General features: G+C 70.4%; 21 protein-coding genes and 2 tRNA genes. 4 read left to right on the top strand and 19 right to left on the bottom strand.

The features are described from left to right. Positions 1-5: 5 nt before the first annotated feature. From ACUKCB_RS00505 to ACUKCB_RS00435, 15 genes are all read right to left on the bottom strand, one after another. Positions 6-365 carry a DUF742 domain-containing protein gene (locus ACUKCB_RS00505; RefSeq protein ID WP_191274940.1) on the bottom strand — a complete coding sequence of 120 codons (360 nt, stop codon included), beginning with the start codon at positions 363-365 and terminating at the stop codon, positions 6-8. 46 nt (positions 366-411) lie between these two features. Further along, the gene (locus ACUKCB_RS00500) at positions 412-837 is read right to left on the bottom strand and encodes a roadblock/LC7 domain-containing protein (RefSeq protein WP_191274938.1); all 426 of its coding nucleotides are present in this window, start codon (positions 835-837) and stop codon (positions 412-414) included. A 96-nt stretch (positions 838-933) separates the two neighbouring features. Then, on the bottom strand, positions 934-3,423 hold the full coding sequence (locus ACUKCB_RS00495; RefSeq protein ID WP_473038472.1) for a sensor histidine kinase: 2,490 nt from the start codon (positions 3,421-3,423) through the stop codon (positions 934-936). 650 nt (positions 3,424-4,073) lie between these two features. Further along, positions 4,074-5,318, bottom strand: coding sequence for a crotonyl-CoA carboxylase/reductase (ccrA, locus tag ACUKCB_RS00490; RefSeq protein ID WP_473038471.1), 1,245 nt, complete (start codon positions 5,316-5,318; stop codon positions 4,074-4,076). A 439-nt stretch (positions 5,319-5,757) separates the two neighbouring features. Continuing rightward, entirely contained in the window at positions 5,758-7,569 is a 1,812-nt protein-coding gene (locus tag ACUKCB_RS00485; protein WP_473038470.1) for an ABC transporter substrate-binding protein, read from the bottom strand. Beyond that, positions 7,566-7,757 carry a hypothetical protein gene (locus ACUKCB_RS00480; RefSeq protein ID WP_473040875.1) on the bottom strand — a complete coding sequence of 64 codons (192 nt, stop codon included), beginning with the start codon at positions 7,755-7,757 and terminating at the stop codon, positions 7,566-7,568. Before ACUKCB_RS00480 ends, ACUKCB_RS00485 begins: the two co-directional genes overlap by 4 nt. Positions 7,758-7,763: 6 nt before the next feature. Further along, positions 7,764-8,786 carry an ABC transporter ATP-binding protein gene (locus tag ACUKCB_RS00475; RefSeq protein WP_473038469.1) on the bottom strand — a complete coding sequence of 341 codons (1,023 nt, stop codon included), beginning with the start codon at positions 8,784-8,786 and terminating at the stop codon, positions 7,764-7,766. Then, positions 8,779-9,852 carry an ABC transporter ATP-binding protein gene (locus tag ACUKCB_RS00470; RefSeq protein WP_473038468.1) on the bottom strand — a complete coding sequence of 358 codons (1,074 nt, stop codon included), beginning with the start codon at positions 9,850-9,852 and terminating at the stop codon, positions 8,779-8,781. The genes ACUKCB_RS00475 and ACUKCB_RS00470 overlap by 8 nt, the downstream gene beginning before the upstream one ends. A gap of 5 nt (positions 9,853-9,857) precedes the next feature. Then, a complete protein-coding gene (locus ACUKCB_RS00465) occupies positions 9,858-10,739 on the bottom strand; it encodes an ABC transporter permease (RefSeq protein ID WP_473038467.1) in 882 nt (293 codons plus the stop codon). Positions 10,740-10,751: 12 nt separating this feature from the next. Then, positions 10,752-11,840, bottom strand: coding sequence for an ABC transporter permease (locus tag ACUKCB_RS00460; protein ID WP_473038466.1), 1,089 nt, complete (start codon positions 11,838-11,840; stop codon positions 10,752-10,754). A 347-nt stretch (positions 11,841-12,187) separates the two neighbouring features. Further along, positions 12,188-12,787, bottom strand: a complete 600-nt coding sequence (locus tag ACUKCB_RS00455; RefSeq protein WP_473038465.1) for a septum formation family protein — start codon at positions 12,785-12,787, stop codon at positions 12,188-12,190. Between the two features lie 179 nt (positions 12,788-12,966). Continuing rightward, a complete protein-coding gene (locus ACUKCB_RS00450; protein ID WP_473038464.1) occupies positions 12,967-13,449 on the bottom strand; it encodes a septum formation family protein in 483 nt (160 codons plus the stop codon). Between the two features lie 470 nt (positions 13,450-13,919). Next, positions 13,920-13,993: transfer RNA gene (locus ACUKCB_RS00445), tRNA-Lys, on the bottom strand. A 231-nt stretch (positions 13,994-14,224) separates the two neighbouring features. Continuing rightward, positions 14,225-14,298, bottom strand: a tRNA-Lys gene (locus tag ACUKCB_RS00440). A 156-nt stretch (positions 14,299-14,454) separates the two neighbouring features. Then, positions 14,455-14,640: a hypothetical protein gene (locus ACUKCB_RS00435; RefSeq protein ID WP_191274912.1), complete on the bottom strand. Its 186-nt coding sequence runs from the start codon at positions 14,638-14,640 to the stop codon at positions 14,455-14,457. Positions 14,641-15,085: 445 nt separating this feature from the next. On the opposite strand from ACUKCB_RS00435, the gene ACUKCB_RS00430 reads away from it, so the two are divergent. Together ACUKCB_RS00430 and ACUKCB_RS00425 are read left to right on the top strand one after the other, a co-directional pair. After that, a complete protein-coding gene (locus ACUKCB_RS00430) occupies positions 15,086-16,111 on the top strand; it encodes a MurR/RpiR family transcriptional regulator (RefSeq protein ID WP_473038463.1) in 1,026 nt (341 codons plus the stop codon). Between the two features lie 76 nt (positions 16,112-16,187). Beyond that, complete coding sequence (locus tag ACUKCB_RS00425; RefSeq protein WP_473038462.1) at positions 16,188-17,201, top strand: N-acetylmuramic acid 6-phosphate etherase; 1,014 nt, start codon at positions 16,188-16,190, stop codon at positions 17,199-17,201. 25 nt (positions 17,202-17,226) lie between these two features. On the opposite strand, the gene ACUKCB_RS00420 is transcribed toward ACUKCB_RS00425, so the two are convergent. After that, positions 17,227-18,789, bottom strand: coding sequence for a DUF885 family protein (locus tag ACUKCB_RS00420; protein WP_473038461.1), 1,563 nt, complete (start codon positions 18,787-18,789; stop codon positions 17,227-17,229). A 156-nt stretch (positions 18,790-18,945) separates the two neighbouring features. Between ACUKCB_RS00420 and ACUKCB_RS00415 the strand changes: the two genes are divergently transcribed. Continuing rightward, on the top strand, positions 18,946-19,710 hold the full coding sequence (locus ACUKCB_RS00415; protein WP_473038460.1) for a SanA/YdcF family protein: 765 nt from the start codon (positions 18,946-18,948) through the stop codon (positions 19,708-19,710). 50 nt (positions 19,711-19,760) lie between these two features. On the opposite strand, the gene ACUKCB_RS00410 is transcribed toward ACUKCB_RS00415, so the two are convergent. Then, complete coding sequence (locus tag ACUKCB_RS00410; protein ID WP_473038459.1) at positions 19,761-21,203, bottom strand: hypothetical protein; 1,443 nt, start codon at positions 21,201-21,203, stop codon at positions 19,761-19,763. A 154-nt stretch (positions 21,204-21,357) separates the two neighbouring features. On the opposite strand from ACUKCB_RS00410, the gene ACUKCB_RS00405 reads away from it, so the two are divergent. Then, positions 21,358-21,861, top strand: a complete 504-nt coding sequence (locus tag ACUKCB_RS00405) for a macro domain-containing protein (RefSeq protein ID WP_473038458.1) — start codon at positions 21,358-21,360, stop codon at positions 21,859-21,861. 64 nt (positions 21,862-21,925) lie between these two features. Here the strand turns inward: ACUKCB_RS00405 and ACUKCB_RS00400 are convergent, their stop codons facing one another. Both ACUKCB_RS00400 and ACUKCB_RS00395 read right to left on the bottom strand, forming a co-directional pair. After that, on the bottom strand, positions 21,926-22,546 hold the full coding sequence (locus ACUKCB_RS00400; protein WP_473038457.1) for a SanA/YdcF family protein: 621 nt from the start codon (positions 22,544-22,546) through the stop codon (positions 21,926-21,928). Positions 22,547-22,689: 143 nt separating this feature from the next. After that, positions 22,690-23,331, bottom strand: a complete 642-nt coding sequence (locus tag ACUKCB_RS00395) for a DUF1707 SHOCT-like domain-containing protein (protein WP_473038456.1) — start codon at positions 23,329-23,331, stop codon at positions 22,690-22,692. Positions 23,332-23,966: the final 635 nt, after the last annotated feature.

Genomic DNA, 23,966 nt, shown 5'->3' with positions numbered 1-23,966 from the left:
TGCTGTCACTGGAAAAGTCGTTCGAGACCACGAAGAGCCCTCTCCAGAACCTGGTTTTCGGACGGACTGCTGCCGGTGATGGTCGGGTGGATGTACACCAGGTCCTGCTCAGCCAGGTCACTGATCAGGACCTGGGTGACACCCAGGGGGATGTTCAGCTCAGCCGACACCTCGGCGAGAGACCGCGTCTCCCGGCACAGTTTGTAAATACTGATCGACTCCGGCATGAGGGTGCCAGGAGGGTCCTGCCCGGGCTCGGACGTCGAGACCAGGGTCTGCACCATCAGCGGATGCCGTGACCGCGTCCGCCCACCTGTGAAGGTGAACGGGCGAACACGGTTACTCCTTCGCCTGCGGAAGCTCATAGCCGCGGCAACCTCATTCCTGCCGAACCGTTACGGGTCACCGTCGTCAGTTCTGGATGACCTCGCGCAGCTGCGAGCGCAGCTGCGGCGTGAGCACGTGGGCGACGTTGTCCACGAGCTTGGCCATCTGGAAACCGACGATCTTCAGCTCCGTACCGGGTGCGGTGAGCACCGCCATACAGGAACCGTCACTGATGGCCATGATGAAGAGGTGGCCGTGGTTGAAGCGGACGAGCAACTGCTCGCACTCGCCCCGCTGGAACAGGCCGGCCCCGCCGACCGCCAGGCTGTGGAGGCCGCTGGCGATCGCCGCGAGCTGCTCGGCGTGCTCCTCCGGGAAGTCACTCGAGTGGGTCAGGACCAGGCCGTCGGAGGAGACCACCACGGCGTGCTCGACACCGCGCACGTCCCGGACGAACCGGTCGATGAGCCACGAGAAGTTCTCAACGCTGTCGTTCGTGGATTCAGTCATGCTTGTGCTCTACCTGCCTCGGCCGAGTGTCGTTTTCGCTGGGGGTTCTGGGGTGTGGGGGGCCCGCGCCGGGTGCGTGGGCCGCCGTGTCGGAGGTCATTCCTTGTCGCCTTCGAGGTCCTCGCCGTCGAGGGCGGCGCGTTCCCCGTCGAGGAAGTCGCCGAGCTCGTCGCGGATCTGCTCCGCCCGGGCCTCGCCGGTGAGCTTGGGCGGGGTGTCCTCCCGGCCCTTCGGCGGGGGCGGCGGGTTCTCCGAGAGCGCACCGGGGTGAGGCATCATCCGCAGCGGCGACCCGTGCGGGGTGGCACTGCGCCGGGGGAGCCCGGCGGAGGTCACCGACGAGTTCCCGCCGGCGGACGGGGCGGGCTTGGCACCGTTGGAGCCGTTGCCCCCCTTGCCGTTGACGGGCTGCTGCGGGATCGGTCCGGTCGGTGTCACGGGAGCGCTCACGCTGGGAATCGTGGAGGTTCGGGTCTGTCCGGGCTGCCGGGGCGTGGCCACCCGCAGGAGCCCCTTGGGAACGATCGTGTAGGCGCTGACCCCGCGGAAGGAGCGGGACTCCAGGCGGGTCTCCAGACCGTGCTTCTGCGCGATCCGGCTGGCCACGTACAGGCCCATGTGCCGGGGCACCTCGTCGTCCAGGACCGGCTCCCCGTCCAGGCGGCTGTTGAGCTCCGCCAGCTGGGTCTCGGGGATACCCACGCCCTCGTCCTCGACGACGACCATCAGGCGGCCGTCCTCCAGCTCCTGCGCGCTGATCACCACCTGTGAGTGCTCGGGCGAGTTCGCGGTGGCGTTGTCCAACAGCTCGGCCAGGAGGTGGCTGATGTCGTCGGCGGCCAGACCGGTGATGGAGGTCTGCGGGAGCTTGCCCAGGCTGACCCTGGGGTAGTCCTTGATCTCCGAGGTCGCGGCACGGGCGACGTCGAGCAGGGGGACGATCTCGTCGTGGGCGTCGGACTCGCCGCCGTCGTGCCCGGTCAGCACCAGGAAGTTCTCCCCGTTGCGGCGCATACGGGTCGCGAAGTTGTCGATCTGGAAGAGCTTGTCGAGGAGGTCGGGGTCCTGGGCGTCGGTCTCCAGCGCCTCGACCATCTCCAGCAGTGCGTCGACCAGGGACAGGTCACGCATGGCCAGACCGGCGAGTGCCTCGTTGAGGAGGTCGCCGGACGGGTCCTTCGGGGACTCGGCGGCCGTTTCGGCCGCGGTGTCCGCGGTCGGGGCGGTCCGGGACCCGGCCGCGCCGTCCTCGGCGGTCGGCTCCGCGGCCCCGGCCCGGGAGGCGCTCTCCGACTTCGCCTCGGTCCCGTTCCGGTCCGACCCGTCCGCCTGCTGCGCCGGGTCCTCCTCCCGGGTCCGGCCCTGGTCCTCGGCGGCCTCGGGCTCGTCCTCGGACCTGGGGAGCGCCTTGTCCTGGCCGACCTCCCGGGAAGAGGACGGTTCGGTGCGTTCGGCGAACAGCGTGGCGGCCGACTCGGCGCTGACGATCTGCGGCTGCTGCCCGGCGGTGAGCACGATGACGTGCTGCACGGGCTGCCCGTAGGGGTTGAACTGGCCGTAGGGGGCGAACTGGCCCGGGTAGACCACCGGCTGGCCCGGGTAGACGTAGCCGGGCGGCTGGTAGGGCGGCGGGTAGGCGCTCTGGTACGGCAGCGGCTGGGGGTGCGGGTAGGGCGCCGGGTAGGGCGGCGCGGGCTGCGGCGGCGCCGGGTGGTCGGCCCGCGGGTACCCCGGGTGGGGCGCGGGCGGGGCGTGGCCCTCCTGGTACGGCCACTGGTAACCGTGCGGCGGCTGCGGGGCCGCGGGCTGGCCCTGGTGGCCGTACTGTCCCTGGTAACCCTGGTAGCCCTGTTGACCCTGCGGTTCGGGGTAGCCGGGGTGCCCCTGGTAGCCGTAGGGGTCCGGGTGCCCCTGGTAGCCGTTGTGGGGCTGGGGAGCCTGCGGGGCGTTGCCGTATCCGGTGGGCCCGGTGCTGCGAGCCTGCTCCGCCCCCTGGCGGGTGTCGGCCCCCCCGGGGGTGTCGGTCGCGGTGCGCGGCGGCTCGTACGGTGCCTGCGGCCGGTCCTCGTGCCCCTGGCGGGCGTGGTCCCCCTGGGGAGGCGCCCACTGCCGCTGGGGCGCCGCGGGCCACTGGGGTTCGGGCTGCTGGCGGGCGGGCTGCCTGGTCTCGGGCCGCTGGGGTTCGCGGGCCGCGGCCTGCCCCGGTGCGGACCGTTGGCGGGGAGCGGGGTCGGGGGCCGTGGAGGCCGTCGGGGACACAGGGGCCTCGGGCCGCTCTGTGTGCTCTTCGGGTGTGGGGGTGTCGGTCATGGTGTCCGTGGTGGCGAGGATGTGCGGGCTGCGCGGTTCGGGCTCGTGGAGTCCGACGCCGCGCCACTGGCCGACCGGGTTGGCGCCGGTGTCGACATCGTCGACGTCGACGCTCCTGGTCGTGTAGGGGTTGGGAACGCTCACCCGGGGTGTGGGACGGTAACCGTTCTCGGCGGACGCGGAGAAGGGTCCGGTGGGGGGCTCCGTCGCGGATGTCTCCTCGCCGTCCGACGTCCGGTCGGGGTCCTGCGAGTGCGGATGCACGGGCTGATGCACGGGATGTCCTTGCTCGGTCTCCGGTGACGGGGGTTCCTGGGACTTGACCATCCGGGAGATGGCCCGGCGGAACCTTCCTTCACGCCTGGCTCCACGCCCATCCTCCGTCGACATCATCTTGGCCAGGGGGTTGTCATCGCGCTCGTGCGGTGACTGCGCCTGTGCCACAATCTCGTCTCCTCGAATCAGGTGGGCGGATTGGCGGTGGCCCCGCACCACCGCCCTGACCAGGGAGGAAGCCACTCCGGGGCCCCGTCGGGGCACTGGTGCGACCAGGCGTCCCGAACGCCGGGGGAACGCCTCGACCGTTTTCGGGGCAGCGGGAACAGGTGTGGCGGACCTTCACCGTGATCGTCGGAGAGCGCCCGATCCGGCGGACATGTGTCCGTGCTCCACACAATTCCTGTTCTTCCACCGAGAACCGTCGTTCGGTTCGTCAGACTAACAAAGGACGCCCAGCTTGACAGAAGAATCGAAGAAGGACCGGAAAAGCATCGGACGACACCCTTGCGACGTGCGCAAACAGCGAAAAATAAGCCCTTCACCCAGAAGGTGAACAGGGTATTTTGTGGTATTTTGTCTGATTCTTGCCGGGTGTCACCAGAATCACTTCGGCAGCCGCTCCGGCGACACCCGGCGCCCGGAGCCGCCTAGAGGTCGATTCCTACCTGGCCCGGGGCGGCGTTGACCAGGGCCGCCATGTTGCCCGGGGGCTGCTTGTTCTCGTGCAGCAGCTGGTGGGCCTCACCGATCTCGTCGAAGGGCACCGTCCTGGTCACACACGGGTCGAGCCGGCCGTCCTCGACCAGGTCGATGACCATGCGGCACTGCGCGGGCGAGGCGAAGTGCGAACCCTGGAGGCGCTTGAGCCGCATCCACAGGAAACGAAGGTCCACGTCGGCCTGGAAACCCGAGGTGGCCCCGCAGATCACCACCATCCCGGAGTTGTCGCACAGGTAGAGCGAGGTCGGCAGGGTGTCGGCCCCGGTGTGCTCGAAGACGATCCTGGGCGAGCGCCGCTCCCCCAACGCCTCCCAGAACTTCTTCCCGAACGCCCGGGCTCCGCGCATCCAGGCGGCGAAGGCCTGGGGGTCGCTCTCGTCGGGCACCCGGCCCCAGTGGTCGAACTCGGTGCGCAGGATCGTGCCGACCGCGCCGAGTTCACGGCACAGTTCGGCCTTCTCCGGAGTGGAGACCACGGCGACCGGCCTGCCGCCCACCTGACGGGCGAGCTGGATCGCCGAAGTGCCCAGCCCGCCCGCACCGCCCCAGATCAGCACCGGGTCGCCGGGACGCACGACGTTGGGCTCCCAGCCGAAGAGCTGCCGATAGGAGGTGGCGGCGCTGACCAGGAAACCGCCCGCCACGTCCCAGGGCAGCCGCTCCGGCTTGCGGTGGCACTGGACGTCCTGCACCAGGGTGAACTGGCCGAAGGAGCCGTAGTTGTGCTCGTAGCCCCACACCCGCATGCTCTTCGAGGCGATGGGGTCGCCGCCCATCCGGATGTCGTCCGCACCCTCGTCCCACTGTCCGGAGGCGAGGATGACGTGGTCGCCGACCTCGACACCGCGCACGCCCTCACCCACGGCCCAGACCACCCCGGAGCCGTCGGAGCCGCCGATGTGGTAGTCCTCGGTCGCCCCCGCCTTCTCCCGGGCGGCGATCACGTCGGCCGGGTGCCCCTTGGCCGCCCAGACGTTGTTGTAGTTGATGCCCGCGGCCATCGTGTACACGAGGACGTGGCCGGGCCTGAGCTCGGGCACCGGAACGACCTCGCGGGCGAAGGCCTCTCGGGGCGTGCCGTAGCGCTCCCTCCGGATGGTGAAGGCGTGCATCCGCGCGGGCACGTGGCCCAGGGGCGGAACCTCTCCGAGTTCGTACAGGTCCTTGGGCATGGCGCACCAGTCCTTTCGAGGGCCGGGAGCAGGGGGGCGAGGGGGTCGGGGCGGGCGGGGGACGAGCGGATGCGCGTGCCGGTGCACGCGTCGGTACCGATGCCGACGGGCAGGCGGATGCACGTGCGGTCCGGGGCCGGGGGAACGGGCCCGGAAAGCACACGGACTCCGACCGGATCCCCGGGAACGACGAACAGCGCTGTCGCGTCGCTGGGGGACGGACGATCGGGAGACTACATTCCCCGGCCCCGAACGCGCACAAACGGACCGCAGGGGGACGAAGCCGAGCATGCCCGTAATGTCCCGGGCACAGGTGCGGGGCGGGGCCCGAAGGCGCCCGCCCCGCCTCCACCGCCCCTCCCCCGGGTCTCCCCGGCCGTCCGACGGGAGGGACCGCGGCGCCCGTCGGGACGACCGGTCCGGTGGACGCTCCCGGACGTCAGCCCTCGACCGGGGACAGCTCGCCCTGGATCAGCGCGAGGATGATGTGGTTGTCCTGGTACTGCTCGTTCTGCGAGGTGGGGGTGTCGGTGGGGAACTCCTCGACCCGCACCCCCTCGACCGCCGGAGCGAGGTACTTGTAGGTCCAGATCGGGATGCGCGGCAGCAGTTCGTTGAAGACGATCGACATGGTCTTCAACGCCTCCAGCTGCTCCTCCTCGGTCTCGGCCCGCCGGGCGACGTCCACCAGCTCCGCCAGGTCCACCTCGCCCTGGGAGGGGCTCTCCACCCGGAGGTCGAACCCCTGGCCCGGAGAGTCCTCGGTGCCCGCGTTCTCCGTCATGAAGTTCATCTCGAAGGCGCCCCAGTAGTCGGGCTGCTCCGGGTTCCCCCAGTGGCGGACGGCGACCTCGAAGTCACCGGCGCCCCAGATGCCCCACGGGTTGTCCTGGGGAACGTTGCGCGCCACGGTCCTGATACCGAAGTCGTTCCAGGCCTCCTCGACCTGGGTGGCGGTCAGCTCGAAGTCACCCCATCCGGCGACGCCGATGACCTCGAAGCTGGCCTCGTCACCGTTGGGGAGGTACCACTTTCCGCCCTCCTTGGTCCAGCCGGCCTCCTCCAACAGCTCCGCGGCCCTGTCCTGGTCCTGGTCGAAGGTCTCGAAATCCTCGAGCTCCTGCGCGGTGAAGATCTCCTCGGCCTGGCGATCGGCCAGCCCCGCGTAGTGCGTGACCCGGGTGTAGGCCTCGCCCCGGGCCACCTGGCCGATCTGGTCCCCGTCGAGGACGTAGGCGAGCGCCTTGCGCACCCGCACGTCCTGGACCTCCGGCTTGGCCCTGTGGTTGAACATGATGCCGCAGCCGTCGTAACCGGCGTGCTCGATCCAGCGGAAGCCCTCCACGCTCTGGAAGGCCTGCTGGTCGGCGGCGGAGGGCGCCAGGGTGGAGTAGTCGATCTCGCCCTGCTGTACCAGCAGGGCCGACTGGCGGTTGTCACCCTTGTGGATGACGACCTCGTCGAACTTGACCTCGGTGCCCTGGTAGCCGTCCTCGTTGCGCACCAGCGTGATCCGCGCGTCCGACATCTGCGCCTCGTCGAACTGGTACGGGCCGCTGCAGATGATCGAGTCCGGGTTGAACTCGATGAACTCGGCGTTCCACTCGAGGTGCTCGTCGTCGCCCTGACGGACCCCGTCGTTGACCATCTCCAGCGCGCGCTCGCCGAAGCCGTCGTAGGTGGTCTTGGAGACGATGCGGTGCTTGAGGATGCTGCGCTCGATGTTGGGGAACGGGTCCTCGAAGCCCAGCCGGACGCTCAGATCGTCGAGTTTCTCCAGGTCCTGGACCTGGGGGAAGCCGGTGCCCCACGAGGGGGCCTCCAGGACGCGCATCGCGTAGCTGCGGACCATGTCGTCGGCGTCGAGGCTGCTACCGTCGCTCCACCTCAGGTCCGGGCGCAGGGAGACCACGAGGTTGTCGCCGTCCCACTCGTGCCCTTCGAGCAGGAGGTAGTCCCACTCGTGGGTACTCCAGTTGAAGACGGCGCCCGTGCACAGGAACAGGTCCTTGTAGACGGAGTTGAGCAGGAGCGCGCCGTCCTCGACGTGCACGTTGCGGGTCTGGGAGTCCAGGTCGAAGTCGAAGACACCGGTGAACCGCGTGGTCCCGGAGTTCGCGCTGTCGCCGCCGGAGCAGGCGGACAGGACGCCGGCGCCCGCCGCGCCGACGGTACCGAAGCCGACTGCCTTGAGCAGGCGCCGCCTGCTCAGATCCTGCAGGAGGGTGTTGCTCTGGGGGGTGGGGGTCATTCTTGACGCTTCCTTTCCAGAAGGAGGGCGAGCAGGCCGAGAACGAACACGAGCAGGCCGACACCGACGGTGAGGACGCTGATCGTGAACTCGGCCGTCCCTGGGGACGTGAACACGGCCGTGAGGGTGCAGGAGAGGGTGAGGAAGGCTCCGGTGAACAGGCCGAAGCGTCCGATGAGGGGCAACAGGTCGCCTCACCCCCGGGTGAGGACGTGGCAGGCCAGCAGCCGGTCGTGGCTGCGGACCAGCGGGGGGCGCTCGGTGTCACAGCTGCCCTGGACGTAGCTCGGGCAGCGCGGGTGGAAGTCGCAGCCCGGCGGCAGGGCGGTGAGGTCGGGGATGTCGTCGCTGCGCAGCCGCACCCGCTCCCTGGTCCCGGCCAGGTCGGGGTCCGGTTCGCAGACCGCGGAGACGAGTGCCCTGGTGTAGGGGTGCTGGGGGTCGTTGACCACCTGCGGGGTGGGCCCGTGCTCCACGACCCTGCCGAGGTACATCACCGCGATCTCGCCCCGCCAGGCGAAGTACTTGGCAACGGCGAGGTCGTGGGTGATGAACAGGAAGCTCACGCCGAGTTCGTCGCGGAGCCTGCCGAGGGTGTTCAGGAGGCTGACCCGGATGGACACGTCCAGCATCGACGTGGACTCGTCGGCGATGATCACTTCGGGGTTCATCGCCAGGGCCCGGGCCACGGCGACGCGCTGGCGCTGGCCGCCGGACATCTGGTGGGGGTACTTGTCCAGGTAGTCCTCGGCCGGGGTGAGGTCGACGCGCTCCAGCAGTGCGGTGACCGCGCGACGGGCCTCGCGGCGGCCCTTGACCATCCCGTGCCGGCGCAGACCGGCGGAGACCGTGGACAGGACGGTGCGCACCGGGTTCAGGGAGGCGTAGGGGTCCTGGTGGATGTACTGGACCGAGTGCCGGAAGGCGGCCCGCTCCTTGCGGTCCATCTCCGCCACGTCCCTGCCGCGGAACAGCACGGACCCCGACGTGGGGTCGGCCAGCGCGGCCGCCATGCGGGCGGTGGTGGTCTTGCCGCAGCCGGACTCACCGACCAGGCAGAGCACCTGGCCGTGGCGCACCTCCAGGTCGACCCCGGCGACGGCGGGGACGTCGCCGCGGGGGGTGTCGAAGACCTGTCGAACGCCTCTGAGGGCCAGCACCGGAGGTTCGTCGGGGCGGGGCTCGGTGTGGGCGGGGTTGGCGGTCCGGTCAGTCACGGAAGACCCCCTCGGCGTGGAGTTCGGTATCGGTGGAGCGCAGGCAGGCCGCTGCGTGGCTCAGTCCCGCGTCACGGGGTTCGAGTACTTCGAGCTCGGGGCGGGTGACGGTGCAGGCGTCGATGGTGTGGGCGCAGCGGGGGGCGAAGGAGCAGCCGGGCGGTAGGGCGTTGAGGCCGGGAGGGCCGCCGGGAAGGGGCTCGGGCACGTGGAGGTCGCCCGCGACCGGCGGCACGGAATTGATCAGCGCCGACGTGTAGGGGTGCCGGGGACGGTGGAAGATGTCGCGGGTCGTGCCGGTCTCGATGAGCCGCCCCGCGTACATGGTGCCGACCCGGTCGGCGAGTTCGGCGGCGAGGCCGAGGTCGTGGGTGATGAAGACCATCGAGAAACCCAGCTCCTCGCGGAGTTCGGTGAGGCGTTCCACGATGGAGCGCTGGGTGAGGATGTCCAGGGCCGTGGTGGGCTCGTCGAGGATGAGCAGTTGGGGTTCGAGCGCCAGGGCCAGGGCGATGAGGCTGCGCTGGCGCATGCCGCCGGACAACTCGTGCGGGAAGCTGCCGAGTACCCGTGCCGGGTCGAGCCGGACGGTCTCCAACAGTCGGGCGGAGCGTTCGAGGATCTCCCCGCGCGGGCGCCGACCGCCGACCCGTTCGTGGGCGCGGAAGGTGTCGAGGAAGTGGTCCTCGATCCTGAGCACCGGGTTGAAGGCGTTCATGGCGCCCTGGAAGACCATGGCCGCCTCGTTCCAGCGGAAGCGGCGCAGTCTCTCCTTCTCCAGGGTGCGCACGTCGACACGGGTGCCGTCCTTGCGGCGGAAGAGGATCTCGCCCCCGGAGACCACCCCGGTGCGCGGGAGCAGCCGCAGGAGTGCGAGGCCGAGGGTGGTCTTGCCGCATCCGGACTCGCCGACCAGGGCCATGGACTGTCCGGGGTACAGGTCGAAGGAGACGTCGTGGACGGCGGTGACCCGGCTCCTGCGTCCGGTGCGGTAGCCGACGTCGACTCCGCGGACGGACAGCAGGGCCCCGTCGGGGGTGTCCGGGGCGGTGGGGAGGTCGTTCACGGGGCTCACCTGTCCCGGAGTCGTGGGTTGAGGGCCTGTTCCAGGGAGCGGGTCATGGTGACCAGCCCGATCTGGAAGAGCATGATCATCACCATCGGGGCGACGAGGAAGGGGGCGGCCTGCGGCAGGAGGAAGGCGTTGTTGTCCCAGGCCTGCTGGATCATCAGCCCCCAGTTGTCGGCGGTGCTGGGCAGGAGGCCGAGCAGGTACATGCCGACGACCGCGTAGATGGCGTTGGTGATGGCGATGATGAAGTTGATGAAGATGTAGCCCGCCATATTGGGCAGCACCTCGACGAAGAGGATTCGCGCGGTGCCCAGGTCCTGGAGGCGCGCGGCCTCGATGAACTCGCGTTCCTTCAGGGTGAGCACCTGCGCCCGGATCGACCGCATCAGGTAGGGCCAGGTGACCAGGCCGATGATGAAGGAGACGACCAGCGGGGAGGAGGTGCGGTAGAAGGAGGCGATGACCAGCATCAGGACGATGAAGGGGATGGTCATCGTGATGTCGGTCAGTTGGAGCAGGAAGTGGTCGACCCGGCCCCGGACGTAACCGGCGACCGCGCCGAGGACGACGGCGATGGCGACGGTGATGAGGGCGGCCGTGACGCCGACCCAGATGGGTTCGCGGCCGCCCAGGACGAGCTGGGTGAGGGTGTCCTTGCCCTCGTGGTTGGTTCCGAGCCAGTGCTCGGAGCTCATCGGGCCCCAGATCCTGGTGACGTCCGTGGGGTTGTGGGGGTCGACGAACAGGGGGCCCACGAAGGAGAACAGCAGGACGCCGAGGACCAGGCAGAGTCCGACGAACCCGCTCGTGCTGCGGGTGATCCCCTGCCAGATGGAGCCCCAGACGCCCGCGGCGGGCGCGCTTGCTGTGGTGACGGCCATGCGTGCGTCCCCCTACTTCCGGATACGCGGATCGAGCCTGCTGTAGAGCAGGTCCGCGACGAGGTTGGCGATCACCACGCATGAGGTGATGATGATGAGCAGACCCTGCAGGAGGGGGTAGTCGCGGTAGTTGACCGCGTCGAGCAGCAGACCGCCGACCCCCTTGTAGACCAGGACCTGTTCGACGAAGATCGCGCCGCCGACGAGGGTTCCGAAGGAGATGGCGATCTGGGCGACCAGCGGCAGGACGGCGTTGCGGCCGACGTAGGCGGTGGCGATGCGGCCGTCCCGGAGTCCGCGGGCCCGGGCGACGGTCACGTAGTCCTCGCTGAGCACCTCGGTGGTGGAGGCCTTCATGATGAGCATCCAGGTGCCGATGATGGCGAGCACGTAGGTGAGGATCGGCAGGGCCGCGTGGAAGAACGCGTCGCCGACGAACTCGGCGGTGAAGCCGGGTTGGACGCCGGGGCTGAGGGTGCCTCGGAGTTCGATCGGGTTGAACCAGCCCAGGTACATGCCGCCACCGACGACGAGCACCATCGCGATGAGGTAGTTCGGGACGGCGCCCAGGACCGAGGCGAGCACGCTGAGGACGTGGTCGAGCAGCCTGTTGCGGCGGTAGGCCATGACCATGCCGAGGGCGAGGCCCAGGGCGATGGCGGCGAGGGTCCCGACACCGATGCTGAAGAGGGTCCAGGGAAGGTAGGCGCCGATCGCGTCGGTGACGCTGAAACCGGGGCGGTTGATGGTGTCGCCGAGGTCGAGGGTGAGGAGCCCGCGGATGAACTCCCACCACTGTTGGAGGAGGGAGGCGTCGGGGTCGTAGGCCAACGAGTTCGTCGCGATGGCCCGGGCCTCGTCCATCGACATGCCGCCCTGGGTGAGGCGCCCCGCCATTACGTCGATGGGGTCGCCCGGCATCGCGCGGCCCAGGAAGAACGTGGCGTTGGCGACAACGAAGACCACGACGAGGGCCTTGCGGACCTTCACGAAGACGTAGTTGCGCCAGAGCCGGTCCAGGACGGTTCTCGGCTTCCGGGGGGCTGCGGGCCCGGTTTCACCGGTGTCCGGTGGCGGGGCGGCCGCGGTTTCGGTGGCCACGGGGCTCCTTCGAGCAGGGGGTGCGGCGGTGCTGTGGAGACCATCTTTTTATTAGGAAACTTTCCTAATAAAACATCACGGTAGTCCCACCCCTGTGGCGCACACCACCCCCGTGACCAAACGGCGTCTTCTATGCGACCCGATCGGCATCACGAAAAGAACAAAAAATGACAAATGCCCCCATATGACCAAGCAATTCGTGGCCGCATCCGGCCGCATCCGCCCCAGGCGCCCTTGCCGGTCCCGTCACCGGGAGGCGGTACACGCCGCCACGGCACGACGACAGCCCGCGCCATCGGATGGCGCGGGCCGTTCATGTTCCGCGGGTCGTCGGAGGTTGCGGCTCCCTAGAGGCTGGAGCCCTCCAGGGAGCCGGTGGTCTGCTCGTCGAACTGGCCGACGAGGCAGAGGTACTCGCGGTCGCCCGCCGCCCAGCCCTCCTCCATCGGGAAGAGCGTCTGGAGGTTCAGCGCCGACTCCTCGACGGGGATCCCGACGAAGGCCGCGAAGGCCTCGTGGCAGCCCTCGTTGACCAGTGCGACGACCTCGTCCTCGCCCGGGTAGTCGAGCCCGCTGTCCAACGAACCCCCGTGGTAGACCTCGAGGTCGTGCGGCTCCGAGCAGTCGATGATCGGCACGGTGCTGACGGAGTCGTCGTAGCCGACCTCCATCTCGTTCAGGCAGTCCCCCACGACCAACACGTTGACGTCCTGGTCCTCGGGATCGACGGTCGGCTCCGGCGTCTCGGTCGGCTCGGGCTCCGGCGCCCGGGTGGGCTCCGCGGACTCCGTCGGCTCCGGCTCCGCCACCGGGGAGGGTTCGACGCCGTCATTGCTGAAGGCCGGCGGCAGCAGGGGCAGACCGCATGCCGAGAGGGACAGGGCGGCACCGGTGGCCGCAGCCGTCAGGGCGATACGGCCGGGCAGGGGGCGCGCTTCGGACAACATGACTGCTCCATTGGATCGTTGGTCGCACACCGACGCGGAAGAGGGGATCGGCGTCACCTGTCCAGATGCGCCCGGGAAGGAGAAGGTTTCGTCCCGCCCGCGAACCGGCTCCGGCAGGGGTCCGGTTCGCGAACGGGGGGCGGGCCGGGCCATCGGCCACGGGCCCGCCGCCGACCGGGTCAGCGGTTGGAGCCCGCCAGGCTTTCGCTGAGGGTCTCGCCGTCGATCAGGACGTAGCAGAGGATCTCGCGGTCGTCGAAGTGCTCCCAGGTCTGGGAGGTCGGCATGAGGCCACTGACGTAGAGCTCGGACTCCGCGTAGTCCGTGCCGACGAACTCCTCGAAGGCGCTGCCGGTGCAGATCTCCTCCATGGAGGTCTGCAAGGACGTCTCCCCCGGGAAGTCACCCTCGGGGAGGTCCTCGGTGTGGAAGACCTCGGAGTCGTGCGGCTCGCTGCACTCGACCAGCGGGATGTCACTCACCTCCCCCTCGGAGAAGGCGGTCTGGATCTCGCTCTCGTTGAAGCAGTCACCGACCGCGATCTCATGGACGTTGCCGGCCCCGAAGTAGGAGGTGAGCAGGCCGCAGGCGGAAAGAGTGGCGACCGCGCCGACGGCGAGGGCCGTGCGGGAGACGGCGCGGACAGCGGGGGATGTGGGCATGAGGGTGCTCCGGGTTTTCTTTGGTGGGAATCTCGCCGAGAGGATCGGCGGACGTGAAAAGATTTCACCAGAAGATGCGCGATGTCAATCTGGTTTTGAACCATCACTAATAAATCATGAATGAATACACATTGTAATTGAACAAAGTCATAACAACGTGCCTGACCTGGGAAACGCCACCGTTACAGGACCGAACCCCGAACGGGTTCACGCCATCCGGGGCTGACCGGGAAAGCGGCGGGAAAAGGTCCGGGCGAACCGGTTCCGTGGTTTTCCGGCAGCGGAAATCGGGGTGTTCACCCGAGATCATCCCGCGCAGCCACGACATTTGGGGGCGTGTGCTGCCGCACCGGGGGCGTGCGGACCGCGCACCGGCACCACCGGGGACGTCCGACCGGAGGTCGGGGGTGGTGGGACGCGAAAGACCCCGGCCGGTGGACGTGGTGTCCTCCGACCGGGGTCTCGTACTGTGCGCCATCAGGGACTCGAACCCCGGACCCGCTGATTAAGAGTCAGCTGCTCTGACCAACTGAGCTAATGGCGCCCGTCTCCGCCCGGAACCTGCGGTCCTTCGCGGCAACGGAGTTAACTCTACCGGAACTTCGGAGTGCCGGGAGCCATCAGGGGCACGATGTGTGCCAGGACACGGGGCGGCCGGGTGTGCGGACCGGCGGACTGCCGCTCCGGAGTACCTGCGCGCCCCGGGCGGGACCGCCGCACACACGAAAGACCCCGGCCGGTGGACGTGGTGTCCTCCGACCGGGGTCATGTTCTGTGCGTCATCAGGGACTCGAACCCCGGACCCGCTGATTAAGAGTCAGCTGCTCTGACCAACTGAGCTAATGACGCCCGTCTCCGCCCGGAACCTGCGGTCCTTCGCGGCAACGGAGTTAACTCTAGCAGGGCCGAAGGGTGGCCGCGAACAGGTTTCGGGGTCGGCCGGGGTCGGACCCGTCACACCGCGGCTCTCGCCTGAACCCGCACGTCACGCGAGGACTCGGGCGCCTAAAGGAAGGCGATGACCAGGGCGGCGATGATGGCGATGGCCAGAACGACACCGACGCCCGCCAGTGCCAGCGGCAGGATCGGGCGACGCGGGGCCTCCTCGGGCTCGGGGTTTTCGTCGACGAAACGGCGGAAGTGCTGCGTGGTACCCGCCGGGTCCATGTTGGGATCGTTGTTCTGCGTCATGGCTTTGACACTAGCGACTCATCCGACCACTGAGCACCCCCCGAAGCAGATCCGGTGGATCTGCGAACCCTCCGTTGGGACGAACGGGACCCGGATTTTCCGAAAATCCCTCGTTGCCGCCCTTCCCACCGGCCCCACGGACAGGCGGAACTCCCCTCAGGTTGAAAGCCGGCCGTAAGACCGAACCCGAAGACTCGACCCGGGGACGGAGCCCGGCCGGTACTTCCCCGCGGCCGTGCCCGTCCCTGCCACCGCCACCGTCCGGACCGGCCCGGGCGCGCCGTGCGGGTACGCTCCGCCCACCTGCCCGGAGACTTTCTGAGCTGGAAGCACGCCGGCGGGCCGGGGCACTTGCCGTGCGGACCGTCCCTTGAAATCCTTGATTCTCCCGATTTTTCCCGTCAGTGCGTTGACTCTGAACCACGACCGAAAGAAACTTTCCTCCATGGCGCAAACTCCGAAGCCTTCTGGCGACCATTCGAGCCGGGGTGATGCCTCCCGGTCACAGGTCCCCACGACGGTCCTCCGGATCCGGTCGCTGCTTCCCTCGCTGGCCCCCGCCGAGCAACGGGTGGCGCAACGGGTGATCGACGACCCCGAACGGGCGGCGGCCTCCTCGATCACCCAGCTGGCCAAGGACTGCGCGACCTCCGAGGCCACGGTTATCCGGTTCTGCCGCACCATCGACTTCAGCGGCTACCGGGAACTGCGGCTGGCACTGGCCACCGAAGCCGGACAGGCTCGGGGCGCCCGTACCAACACCCCCGAGCTGGCCAGCGACATCAACCCCGACGACACCCTGGTGACCGTCGTCCAGAAGATCGCCTACACCGACGCTCGCGCCGTGGAGGAGACCGGCGCCGCCATGGACGTGGAGGTTCTGCGTGCGGCCATCGACGCCATGTCGAACGCGCGTCGGATCGACGTGTACGGGGTGGGAGCGAGCGCGTTCGTGGGCGCCGACCTCCAGCAGAAGCTGCACCGGATCGGCCTGACGTCGTTCGCCTGGTCGGACGCGCACGTGATGCTGACGAGCGCGGCCCTGTTGGAGGAAGGCGACGTCGCGATCGGTATCTCGCACAGCGGCACCACCATCGACACCGTCCAGGCACTGACCGAGGCGGGCCGCCGGGGCGCGCGGACGGTGGCGATCACCAACTTCCCCCGGTCCCCGATCGGCTTCGCCGACCACGTACTCACCACCGCGGCACGGGAGACCCTGTTCCGCTCGGGGGCCACGGCCTCCCGTCTGGCCCAGCTGACGGTGGTGGACTGCCTCTTCGTGGGGTTGGCGCAGATCCGCTACACGGACAGCCGGACAGCTCTGGAGACCACCTACGAGGCGGTGCGCGGTCTGCGGCTCAGCGACGACCGCAGACGTCGGCGGAGCGAGGCCCCCGCGGCCCGGGGCGGCGGGAACCCGGCAACCCGCACCGACAGCAACGACAGCACCACCGGAAACGACGACTGACCCGCCACCCGCGTCGGTTCCGCGATCCGCTCGTCCGGGCGCGACCCGGTGCGGCCGAACGGAAGGACGAACACGGGTGCGGACCGGACAGGAGAGCGCAGTGCACGGCGGCAGGGAACAGAACCCACAGGACCGGGGACCGGGCGGCCGGGACTCCGAGGGCGGCGAAGCCGTGATCGTGCGAGCGCCCACCGAGGCCCGCAACCCCGACACCTACGACATCGACCTGCTCCCGGCCCTGGACGTCCTCCGGAAGATCAACGCCGCGGACGCCACCGTCGCGGCAGCCGTGGGCGCGGTGCTGCCGGAGTTGGCCCGTGCCGTGGAGCTGGGGGTGGCCGCGTTGGAACAGGGGGCGTCCATCCACTACTTCGGAGCCGGCACCTCGGGGCGGATCGCGGCCCAGGACGCCGCAGAGCTTCCCCCGACCTACGGTGTACCCGCGGAGTGGGTGGTGGCCCACCACGCCGGCGGCGGCGAAGCCCTGGTCCGCGCCGTGGAGGGGATCGAGGACGACTGGGAGTCGGGACGGATCGACGCCGCGGGGGTGGCCCCCGGTTCACTGGCGGTCGGCCTGGCCGCGAGCGGACGGACACCCTACGTGGGCGGCGCTCTGGAGGCTGCCCGGGAGAGGTCGGCCGACACGGTGCTGATCAGCGCGAACCCCGACGCCCCGTTGGCCGCGGTCGCCGACGTGCACGTGGGTGTGTCCACGGGGGCCGAGGTGATCGCCGGTTCGACCCGGATGAAGGCGGGGACCGCGCAGAAGCTGCTGCTGAACGCGTTCTCGACCGCGGTGATGGTGCGCATGGGGCGGACGTACTCGAACCTGATGGTGGGCGTGGACGCCAGCAACGGCAAACTCCGCGGCCGGGTGGTCACCATCCTGGTCGAGGCCACCGGCTCGGAGGAGCAGGCGTGCGCCGAGGCACTGACGGCGGCCGGGGGAGACACCCGGGTGGCGTTGGTTTCGCTGTTGGCCGGCGTGGACGCCACGACCGCGGCGGGGGCGTTGGAGAAGGGCCGGGGCCGGGTTCGTACGGCTCTGACCGAACTGGGGCTGCCCGGCCGACAGGCGCCGGGGTCCTGAGGCCCCGGGACCTGTCGGCGGCCGGTCAGCCGTCCAGGGCCGCCCCGATCAGCCCCAGGGGCGGCGAACCGAGCTCCAGCAGGGCGCGGTGGAAGCGCGGCAGCGAGAAGCCGCTCCCCCACTGCTGCCGTGCGCGTTCACGCAACGCCAGGATCTCCAGCTTCCCCCAGGTGTAGCGACCGTAGGTGGGGTCGAAGGTGGCCCGCTGCGCCTCGGCCACCGCCGCCGGGCCCTGGAGCGGGGTGTCCTCGGCGAAACGCGCCGCGCCCTCCTCCACTCTCATCCGTCCGGTGTGCATGCCGATGGCCACGGACAGCCGGGTGACGCGGATGAGGGCCTCGATCCACACCCCGATCTCGTAGTGGTCGGCGGTCCAGTCGGGGTCGCCGACCCGTTCGGCCGCGTACTCCCCGAACCCCTCCTCCAGGCACATCTCCTCGGCGTAGTGCGCCCAGCCCTCGGCGAAGGTCATGGACTGCAGGGCGCGCCGGACCTGGCTCGGCGCCCGGCGCAGGGCACGGCCGTGCGAATAGTGGCCGGGGGCGACCTCGTGGACGCTCACCGCGGGGAGGGTGGTGTGGCTGAACTGCTCCAGCCACTCCGCGGCCTCCTCCTCCGACAGCTCGGGGGCGGGCGGGGTGATGTAGTAGAACGACGGGGTGTCCCGCTCCCAGGGACCGGACCACGCCATCATCGCGGTGGCCCAGCGCATGGCGGGCGGCGGCACGTCGACCCTGCACTCGCCGTCGCCGTGGGGCGCGAGTCGGCGCTCCTCGGTGAAGTCGACGGCGATCCCGGTCCACCGGCGGGCGGCGTCGAGGACCCCCTCGGTGTCGGGGTGCCGGCGGGTGAGTTCGCGGCTGAACTCCATCGGGTCGCGCCCCGGGGCGAGGCGCCCGGTGGCCTCGGCGAGCCTGGCCCGCAGCCGGTCGCGCTCGGCGTCGGCGCGCGCGGCGAGGTCGGTGAGGTCGACCTCCATGGCCTCCCCGGTCCCCATCAGCAGGCTGAGCGCCTCAGCGCCCAGGCCGGCGTCCTCCGAGCCGTTCTCGACGGCCTCCGCCACATGCGCGACCAGCCTGGCGTGAGCCGTCAGGGCGTCGCGGCGCACGTCGTCGGGGAGGTCGCTCGGGAGGCCTTCGGCGATGCCGCGCACAGCACCGATCAGGGAACGCGCGACGGGTGCGGAGAGCCGGTCCAGCGCGGCGACCGCGTTGTCGGCCAGGGTCGGCCAGAGCTTCAGGTGAGCGATCCGTGCGGCGTCGCGCTCGGCCCTGGGCGCGTACTCGCGCTCGTAGGAGGAGACGTCCATCTCGCCGATGTGGTGGAGCGGGTTCCTCCGGTGCCACTCCAGCTCGCCCAGCTCGAAACGCAGCCCCGCCTCGGCGGCGGACAGGTGTGCCTCGTCGTGCGGGTCGTCCAGGGGTGCGCCGCCCAGGGCCTCCAGGCCGGCGCGCACGCCCTGCGGGGAGAGGTCGGCGGCCCTGCCGTCGTACTCGTGCATCCCCGCGCCCTCCCGCATGGCCCCGGGGGTCAGGTCGGCGATCGCCCGCAGTCGCGGTGGGAGTTCGTCATGGTGGTGTGCAGACATGCGGCGACCCTAACGTTCCCCGTGCCGGCGCACACCCGGGTTCTCCGGCGGTGCGGCCCCACCAAGCGAGCCGCGTCCCCCCACTCCACCGGACGCGTGCCCGGGCTGGCGGACCCCGGCCGGAACCCGATCCGTTCCCGGGGCGTCTCCCCCCTTGTGACGACCTCCGAGAACCCCGCCGCCGAAGAGCCCCGATCCGCCGTTCCCGACCGGGCCCGGGACCCCGCTCCCCCGGCCTGGCGCCGACGGCTCGCCCTGCTGACCGCGGCGTTCACGGTGCTGGCGTGCGTGCCGTTCGTGTGGGTGCTGGTCTCCACCGACAGCCAGCGCCACACCGCGGGTTCGGTGCCCGACCGGCCCGTGGCCATCGTCCTGGGGGCGGGTGTGCGTCCCGACGGTCTGCCCAGCCACCTGTTGGCCCAGCGCCTGGAGCTGGCGGTGGAACTGTACGAGGCGGGCAGCGTCCAGGCGGTTCTGGTGACCGGCGACAACAGCGTCGAGCACTACAACGAGACCGACACCATGGCCGAGTACCTGGTCGACCGGGGCGTACCCGAGGACCGGGTGGTCGGCGACTACGCGGGCTTCTCCACCTGGGACTCGTGTGTCCGGGCCAGGGAGGTGTTCGGGGTGGAGGAGGCCACGGTGCTCACCCAGGACTTCCATCTGCCGCGTGCGGTGCGGTTGTGTCGGGCCGCGGGGATCGACACCGTCGGGGTGGGCGACTCCAGTCTGCGGGAGCGCAGGACCGCCACGGTCTACGGGTGGGCCCGGGAGGTGCCCGCGGCGGTGGCGGCCCTGGGCACGGTCGTGTTCAGGCCCGACCCCACGTTCCTCGGTGACTACGAGAGCGGTGTGGACGAGGCCCTGGCCGGGGCCGCCGAGGAGGCCGCCGGGGCCGAGGGCTCCGGACGCTCCTAGGGGCGTCCCCGACCGCCGTGTTCCTACCCGGCGCGGGGCCGTCCCCGTCGTCAGCGGCCCCCGCCGAACAGGCGGCCGAGGATGCCGGTGGGTGCCTGCTGCTGGGGCTGCTGCCGCTGCGGTGCCGCGACCTCGGTCTCCTCCGCGGCCTCGGGTTCGGGCTCCACACCGACCAGGGCGCAGAACTCCTCCGCGTTGTCCGGCAGTGCCCAGGCGCTGAGGGTCGCGGTGAGCTCCTCGTCCTGCCACGCCGAGGCGGGCAGTTCCGCGATGGCCCACAGGACCTTCAGGGTCTCCTCGTCGTAATCGGCCTGGGCGTGCTCCTCGACCGTGTATCCCCTGGAGCGGGGGCCGAGGACGATCTCCAGGCCGACCCCGGTGACCAGGGCGCGCGACTCTTCCTCGCCCTTGATCAGGCCGGGCAGGATGTCCAGGCGCAGGCGGCGGGCACGGTCTCCGGCGCGGCCCAGCGCCAGGAACCCCAGGACCTGGGGCGAACGGTTGCCGCAGTGCGGCCACGACTCGTTGAACAGACCCTCGTAGCCCATGGAGGTGCCGCCGCCGCGGCCGATCCTGCGCAGCCCTTCACGCGGGGTGTTCTCCCCGTGGATGAGGACCAGGGCCACCGAGGCGGCGAAGGAGTTGTAGAGGTTGCCGCCGGCCATCTGGTGGGCCAGGCCGACGGTGGTGTCGATGTCGGAGGGGTCGGCGACCAGGCCGAGGGCGAACAGTTCGGCGGGCAGCGGCTCACCACTGTCCAACCCCTGGGTCATCACCTCGCGCATCGAGGTGGGGGCCTTGGGCGCGGGGCGCAGGTCCTTGGCGAGCAGCACCTGGGAGGCGCCGGTGATCTCGGCGGAGATGCGCTCGGCGTCGGCGGGCAGGAAGCCCAGCAGGTAGCTGACCCACTCCCCCGCTCGGTCCAGTCCGCCGCGGTTGGCGCCGCCGTGGAGAAGGGTGACCAGGTCGGGGACCCGGGCGAGGACGGCCTCGTAGGTGTCCAGCTCGGCCTGCAGGAGTTCGGCGCCGTCGTCGGCCTCCATCACGGCGAGGCGGTTGCGCATCCGGTGGTGGTGCTGCTCGTCGGGCGCCTCCTCCATCCAGGTGCGGTACTGCGCCCGCACCTTCTCGGCGTCGTTGGAGGTGGCCCAGGCCACTTCGTCACGCCACTGGTCGAGGTCCCGGTGCTGTGGGAAGCGGTCCTCGGCGTGCGCGCTGACCAGCTCCAGCAGGAGGCTGAGGGGACGCCAGCGGTCGACGGGCTGGGTGGCCTCGTCGGTCGCGATGTCGACCAGCCGGTCCACGGCCCTGGGGGCGGCCCGGTGCCCGGGGGCGGGGAAGTGGATGATGTCGTGGAGGTCGGACAGGGCACTGTCGCTGGTCGCGACCTGTTCGAGCAACTCGGGGATGCGCTCGCCGCCCTCGGGCGCCAGGGCGGCCCAGTCCACGTTCTCCGTGTTGTCGTGTGCTTCGTTTCCCGTGGTCGCGTTCATGCGCCCGATTATCCCGGCTCAGGGGTTCTACGCGAATCGACTCCGGGGTCGTGCTTCTCACCGGGCCCCGGGGAATCCTCCGCCGCGTTCCGCCCCGGCTGCCGGGCCCGTTCCGAGGCGGACGGGTGTCGGAGCCGTCCGTTATCGTGCCCGTATGCCCGCTCCCCCTCGTCTTCCGCCACCGGCCGGTCTGCGCATCGTGCGCGGGGACGCCACGAGTCCGCAGGCTCCGGGGCCCAAGATCATCGCCCACGTGTGCAACAACCGGGGCGGCTGGGGCAAGGGCTTCGTCCTGGCGTTGTCCCGCCGCTGGCCCGAACCCGAACGCGACTACCGCGCCTGGCACCGCGAGCGTGCCCGCAACGACTTCGCACTCGGGTCCGTGCGCCTGATCCGGGTAGGACCCGACACATGGGTGGCGAACATGGTCGCCCAGCACGGCACGCGACGCGGCAGCGGCGGCCCGCCCATCCGCTACGAGGCGGTGGCCTCCTGCCTGCGCGCGCTGGCGCCCCGAGCGCTCGAACTCGGTGCCACCGTGCACATGCCCCGGATCGGCTGCGGACTGGCCGGCGGCAGGTGGGACCGCATCCAGCCCCTCGTGGAGCGGGAGCTCATGGCCCGCGGCGTCGGGGTGACGGTCTACGACACCGACTGACCAGAGCGAGGGCGGGGTCGCCGACCATGCCGTCCGCACCTGCGAGCCGCCCCGTCCGCGCCGCTTAGGCGTCCTTGTCGGTGAGTTCCGTGTTCGTGGGTTCGGGGCGCAGGACGGCGTCGCGCAGGGCCTTCGCGGCCGCACCGAGTTCCCGTGCGTAGCCGATGAGGGTGGACCTGCGACGGGAGCCGAGACTGGGGTCGCCCACCCCGACGGCGTCGATCCCGGCGGCCCGGGCCAGGGAGACGGTGCGGGGCAGGTGGAAGGACTGGGTGACCATGGTCGCCGCGCCGATCCCGTAGAGCTCCCGGACCCGTACGCAGGTGTCCCAGGTGCGGTACCCGTGCGGATCGGCGGTCACCAGTTCGGCGGGGACGCCCTGTTCCACGAGGTAGTCGGTCATGGTGTCGGTCTCGCGGCGGGAGACCTCGCGGTTGTCGCCGGAAACCAGGACCCGGTCGACCTTGCCGGCCGCCACCAGCCGAACGGCCAGGTCCAGGCGGCGGGCGAGCAAGGGGGAGGGCCCGTCGGGCCAGGCCGCGGCGCCGAGCACCACGGCGACCGGCCGGTGCGGGACGGTGTCCACGGTGCCGCGACGGCCCGTGCTGGCGAGGTAGGTCCAGGCGAAGGGGCCGAGCCCGAGAGCGCACACCCCAGCGCCGATCGCCGCGATCCACATACCCACTGTCCCGTGACCTCCCGCTCTCCGCGCGGCCCCTGCCGCGCCCCACCATCATGGCGCACGGGGGGTGCCCTCGGTCCGGTCCGTCACGGTCGTCCCGGGGCGCTTACCCGCCCGGCACGGGCCGTCCGCGCGGGGCGGCGGGGTCAGCCGAAGAGGTCGGCCCACCCGCCCTGCTTCTTGTGCCGCACCCGGAGGGTGCCGCCCTGGCTCTTGCCGGTGATGACGAAGTGCGGTGCGTTCGGGCGGCGGATGGAGTCGATGTCGGAGCGCAGGCTGCCGAACCAGGAGGAGTCGACGTCGACCTCGGCGGTGGCGCCCTCGGGCAGGATCAGGTCGGCGCTGCCCCAGGAGGTGTCCAGCCAGACCTCCACGACGGGGGTGGTGAGCTGGGCCTGGCGGAAGTCGAGTTTGGTGTTGTTGAAGCGGGCGTCGACCTCGACCCGGTGGGGGACGGTCCACTCCCCCTTGCGCACGACGGGGTTGCCCTGGGCCTTGAGAACCAGCGGCTGTCCGCCCGCGAGGGGGCCTGCGCCGAAGGCCGGGAGCGTGGCGCCCGCGGCCGGCCGGGCGGTCCCGGGGGTGCTGAGGCCGCCCGCCCCGGCGGGGAGGTCGAACACGATGGGTTCGAGGTCGGCGTAGGTCTTGGCGGCGTAGACCGCGCTGAGGCGCTCGTCCAGTTCGTCGAGGTCCAGACGCCCCTCGCCCGCGGCCTCGCGCAGGATCTCGGCGACCTGGTCGCGCTCGGCGTCCGAGATACGCATGCGGCTCTTGTCGTTGGGGGACACGTGCTCGGCCCGCTCCTTCCACCCGGTTGGTCGCGTCCAACGTTAGAGCATGGTTCGCGCACGCAGGGAGCCGCGAGCCCGGCGGAGCGGCCGGCGGCCGGCGGCGGTTCTGTCACAGCCGTGGGGCAGGATGCGGGAAAGGTCGGCCGGAGTCCCCGCTTTGGACGGTACCGGGACTGGGTACCGCTTCTCTAGGGTGGTTGAGGACTCTGCCGGGGTAGGACGGACCCCGGCAGAGTCCTGAACCACGCGTGCTGCTTCCCCCGGGTGTGTCCACGATCCCGCACCGCACAGCTTCCCGCACAGAGCGTGTCCGCAACCGGCCAGACAGCGATCTCGCGGCACCGCGATCCCGTGTTTTCCCCTCTCTTTTCCACCCCGGGAACCCTCCTTTCCCGTCCCCGGGGGATCCTCCCTGGTTTCGGCCTCCCCGCCCCCTGTCGAGCCGATCCGCCTCCCCACCCGGTCGGAACAGGCTCACACCCACCCGGGGACCGGATTTCGGTCAGCAATATAACCGCCCTTTCGGCCACCACCGCACCCCAAGGAACCGCAGGTCACGGAAAGCCTCCCCCAGCCGCATGGAAAAGCCGCGAAAACAACTCGAACACCCTTGCGTAAAACATCATTTGAGC

It is taken from the genome of Nocardiopsis moroccensis (assembly GCF_055763695.1).
Note: the sequence above shows the minus strand (reverse complement) of the source record. Positions and strands in the feature narration are given on the sequence as shown.

Excerpts from the sequence above, each read along its gene's own strand:
- ACUKCB_RS00505 (WP_191274940.1), bottom strand. The coding sequence starts at position 365 with ATGAGCTTCCGCAGGCGAAGGAGTAACCGTGTTCGCCCGTTCACCTTC.
- ACUKCB_RS00500 (WP_191274938.1), bottom strand. The coding sequence starts at position 837 with ATGACTGAATCCACGAACGACAGCGTTGAGAACTTCTCGTGGCTCATC.
- ccrA (WP_473038471.1), bottom strand. The coding sequence starts at position 5,318 with ATGCCCAAGGACCTGTACGAACTCGGAGAGGTTCCGCCCCTGGGCCAC.
- ACUKCB_RS00485 (WP_473038470.1), bottom strand. The coding sequence starts at position 7,569 with ATGACCCCCACCCCCCAGAGCAACACCCTCCTGCAGGATCTGAGCAGG.
- ACUKCB_RS00465 (WP_473038467.1), bottom strand. The coding sequence starts at position 10,739 with ATGGCCGTCACCACAGCAAGCGCGCCCGCCGCGGGCGTCTGGGGCTCC.
- ACUKCB_RS00455 (WP_473038465.1), bottom strand. The coding sequence starts at position 12,787 with ATGTTGTCCGAAGCGCGCCCCCTGCCCGGCCGTATCGCCCTGACGGCT.
- ACUKCB_RS00450 (WP_473038464.1), bottom strand. The coding sequence starts at position 13,449 with ATGCCCACATCCCCCGCTGTCCGCGCCGTCTCCCGCACGGCCCTCGCC.
- ACUKCB_RS00435 (WP_191274912.1), bottom strand. The coding sequence starts at position 14,640 with ATGACGCAGAACAACGATCCCAACATGGACCCGGCGGGTACCACGCAG.
- ACUKCB_RS00430 (WP_473038463.1), top strand. The coding sequence starts at position 15,086 with ATGGCGCAAACTCCGAAGCCTTCTGGCGACCATTCGAGCCGGGGTGAT.
- ACUKCB_RS00420 (WP_473038461.1), bottom strand. The coding sequence starts at position 18,789 with ATGTCTGCACACCACCATGACGAACTCCCACCGCGACTGCGGGCGATC.
- ACUKCB_RS00410 (WP_473038459.1), bottom strand. The coding sequence starts at position 21,203 with ATGAACGCGACCACGGGAAACGAAGCACACGACAACACGGAGAACGTG.
- ACUKCB_RS00405 (WP_473038458.1), top strand. The coding sequence starts at position 21,358 with ATGCCCGCTCCCCCTCGTCTTCCGCCACCGGCCGGTCTGCGCATCGTG.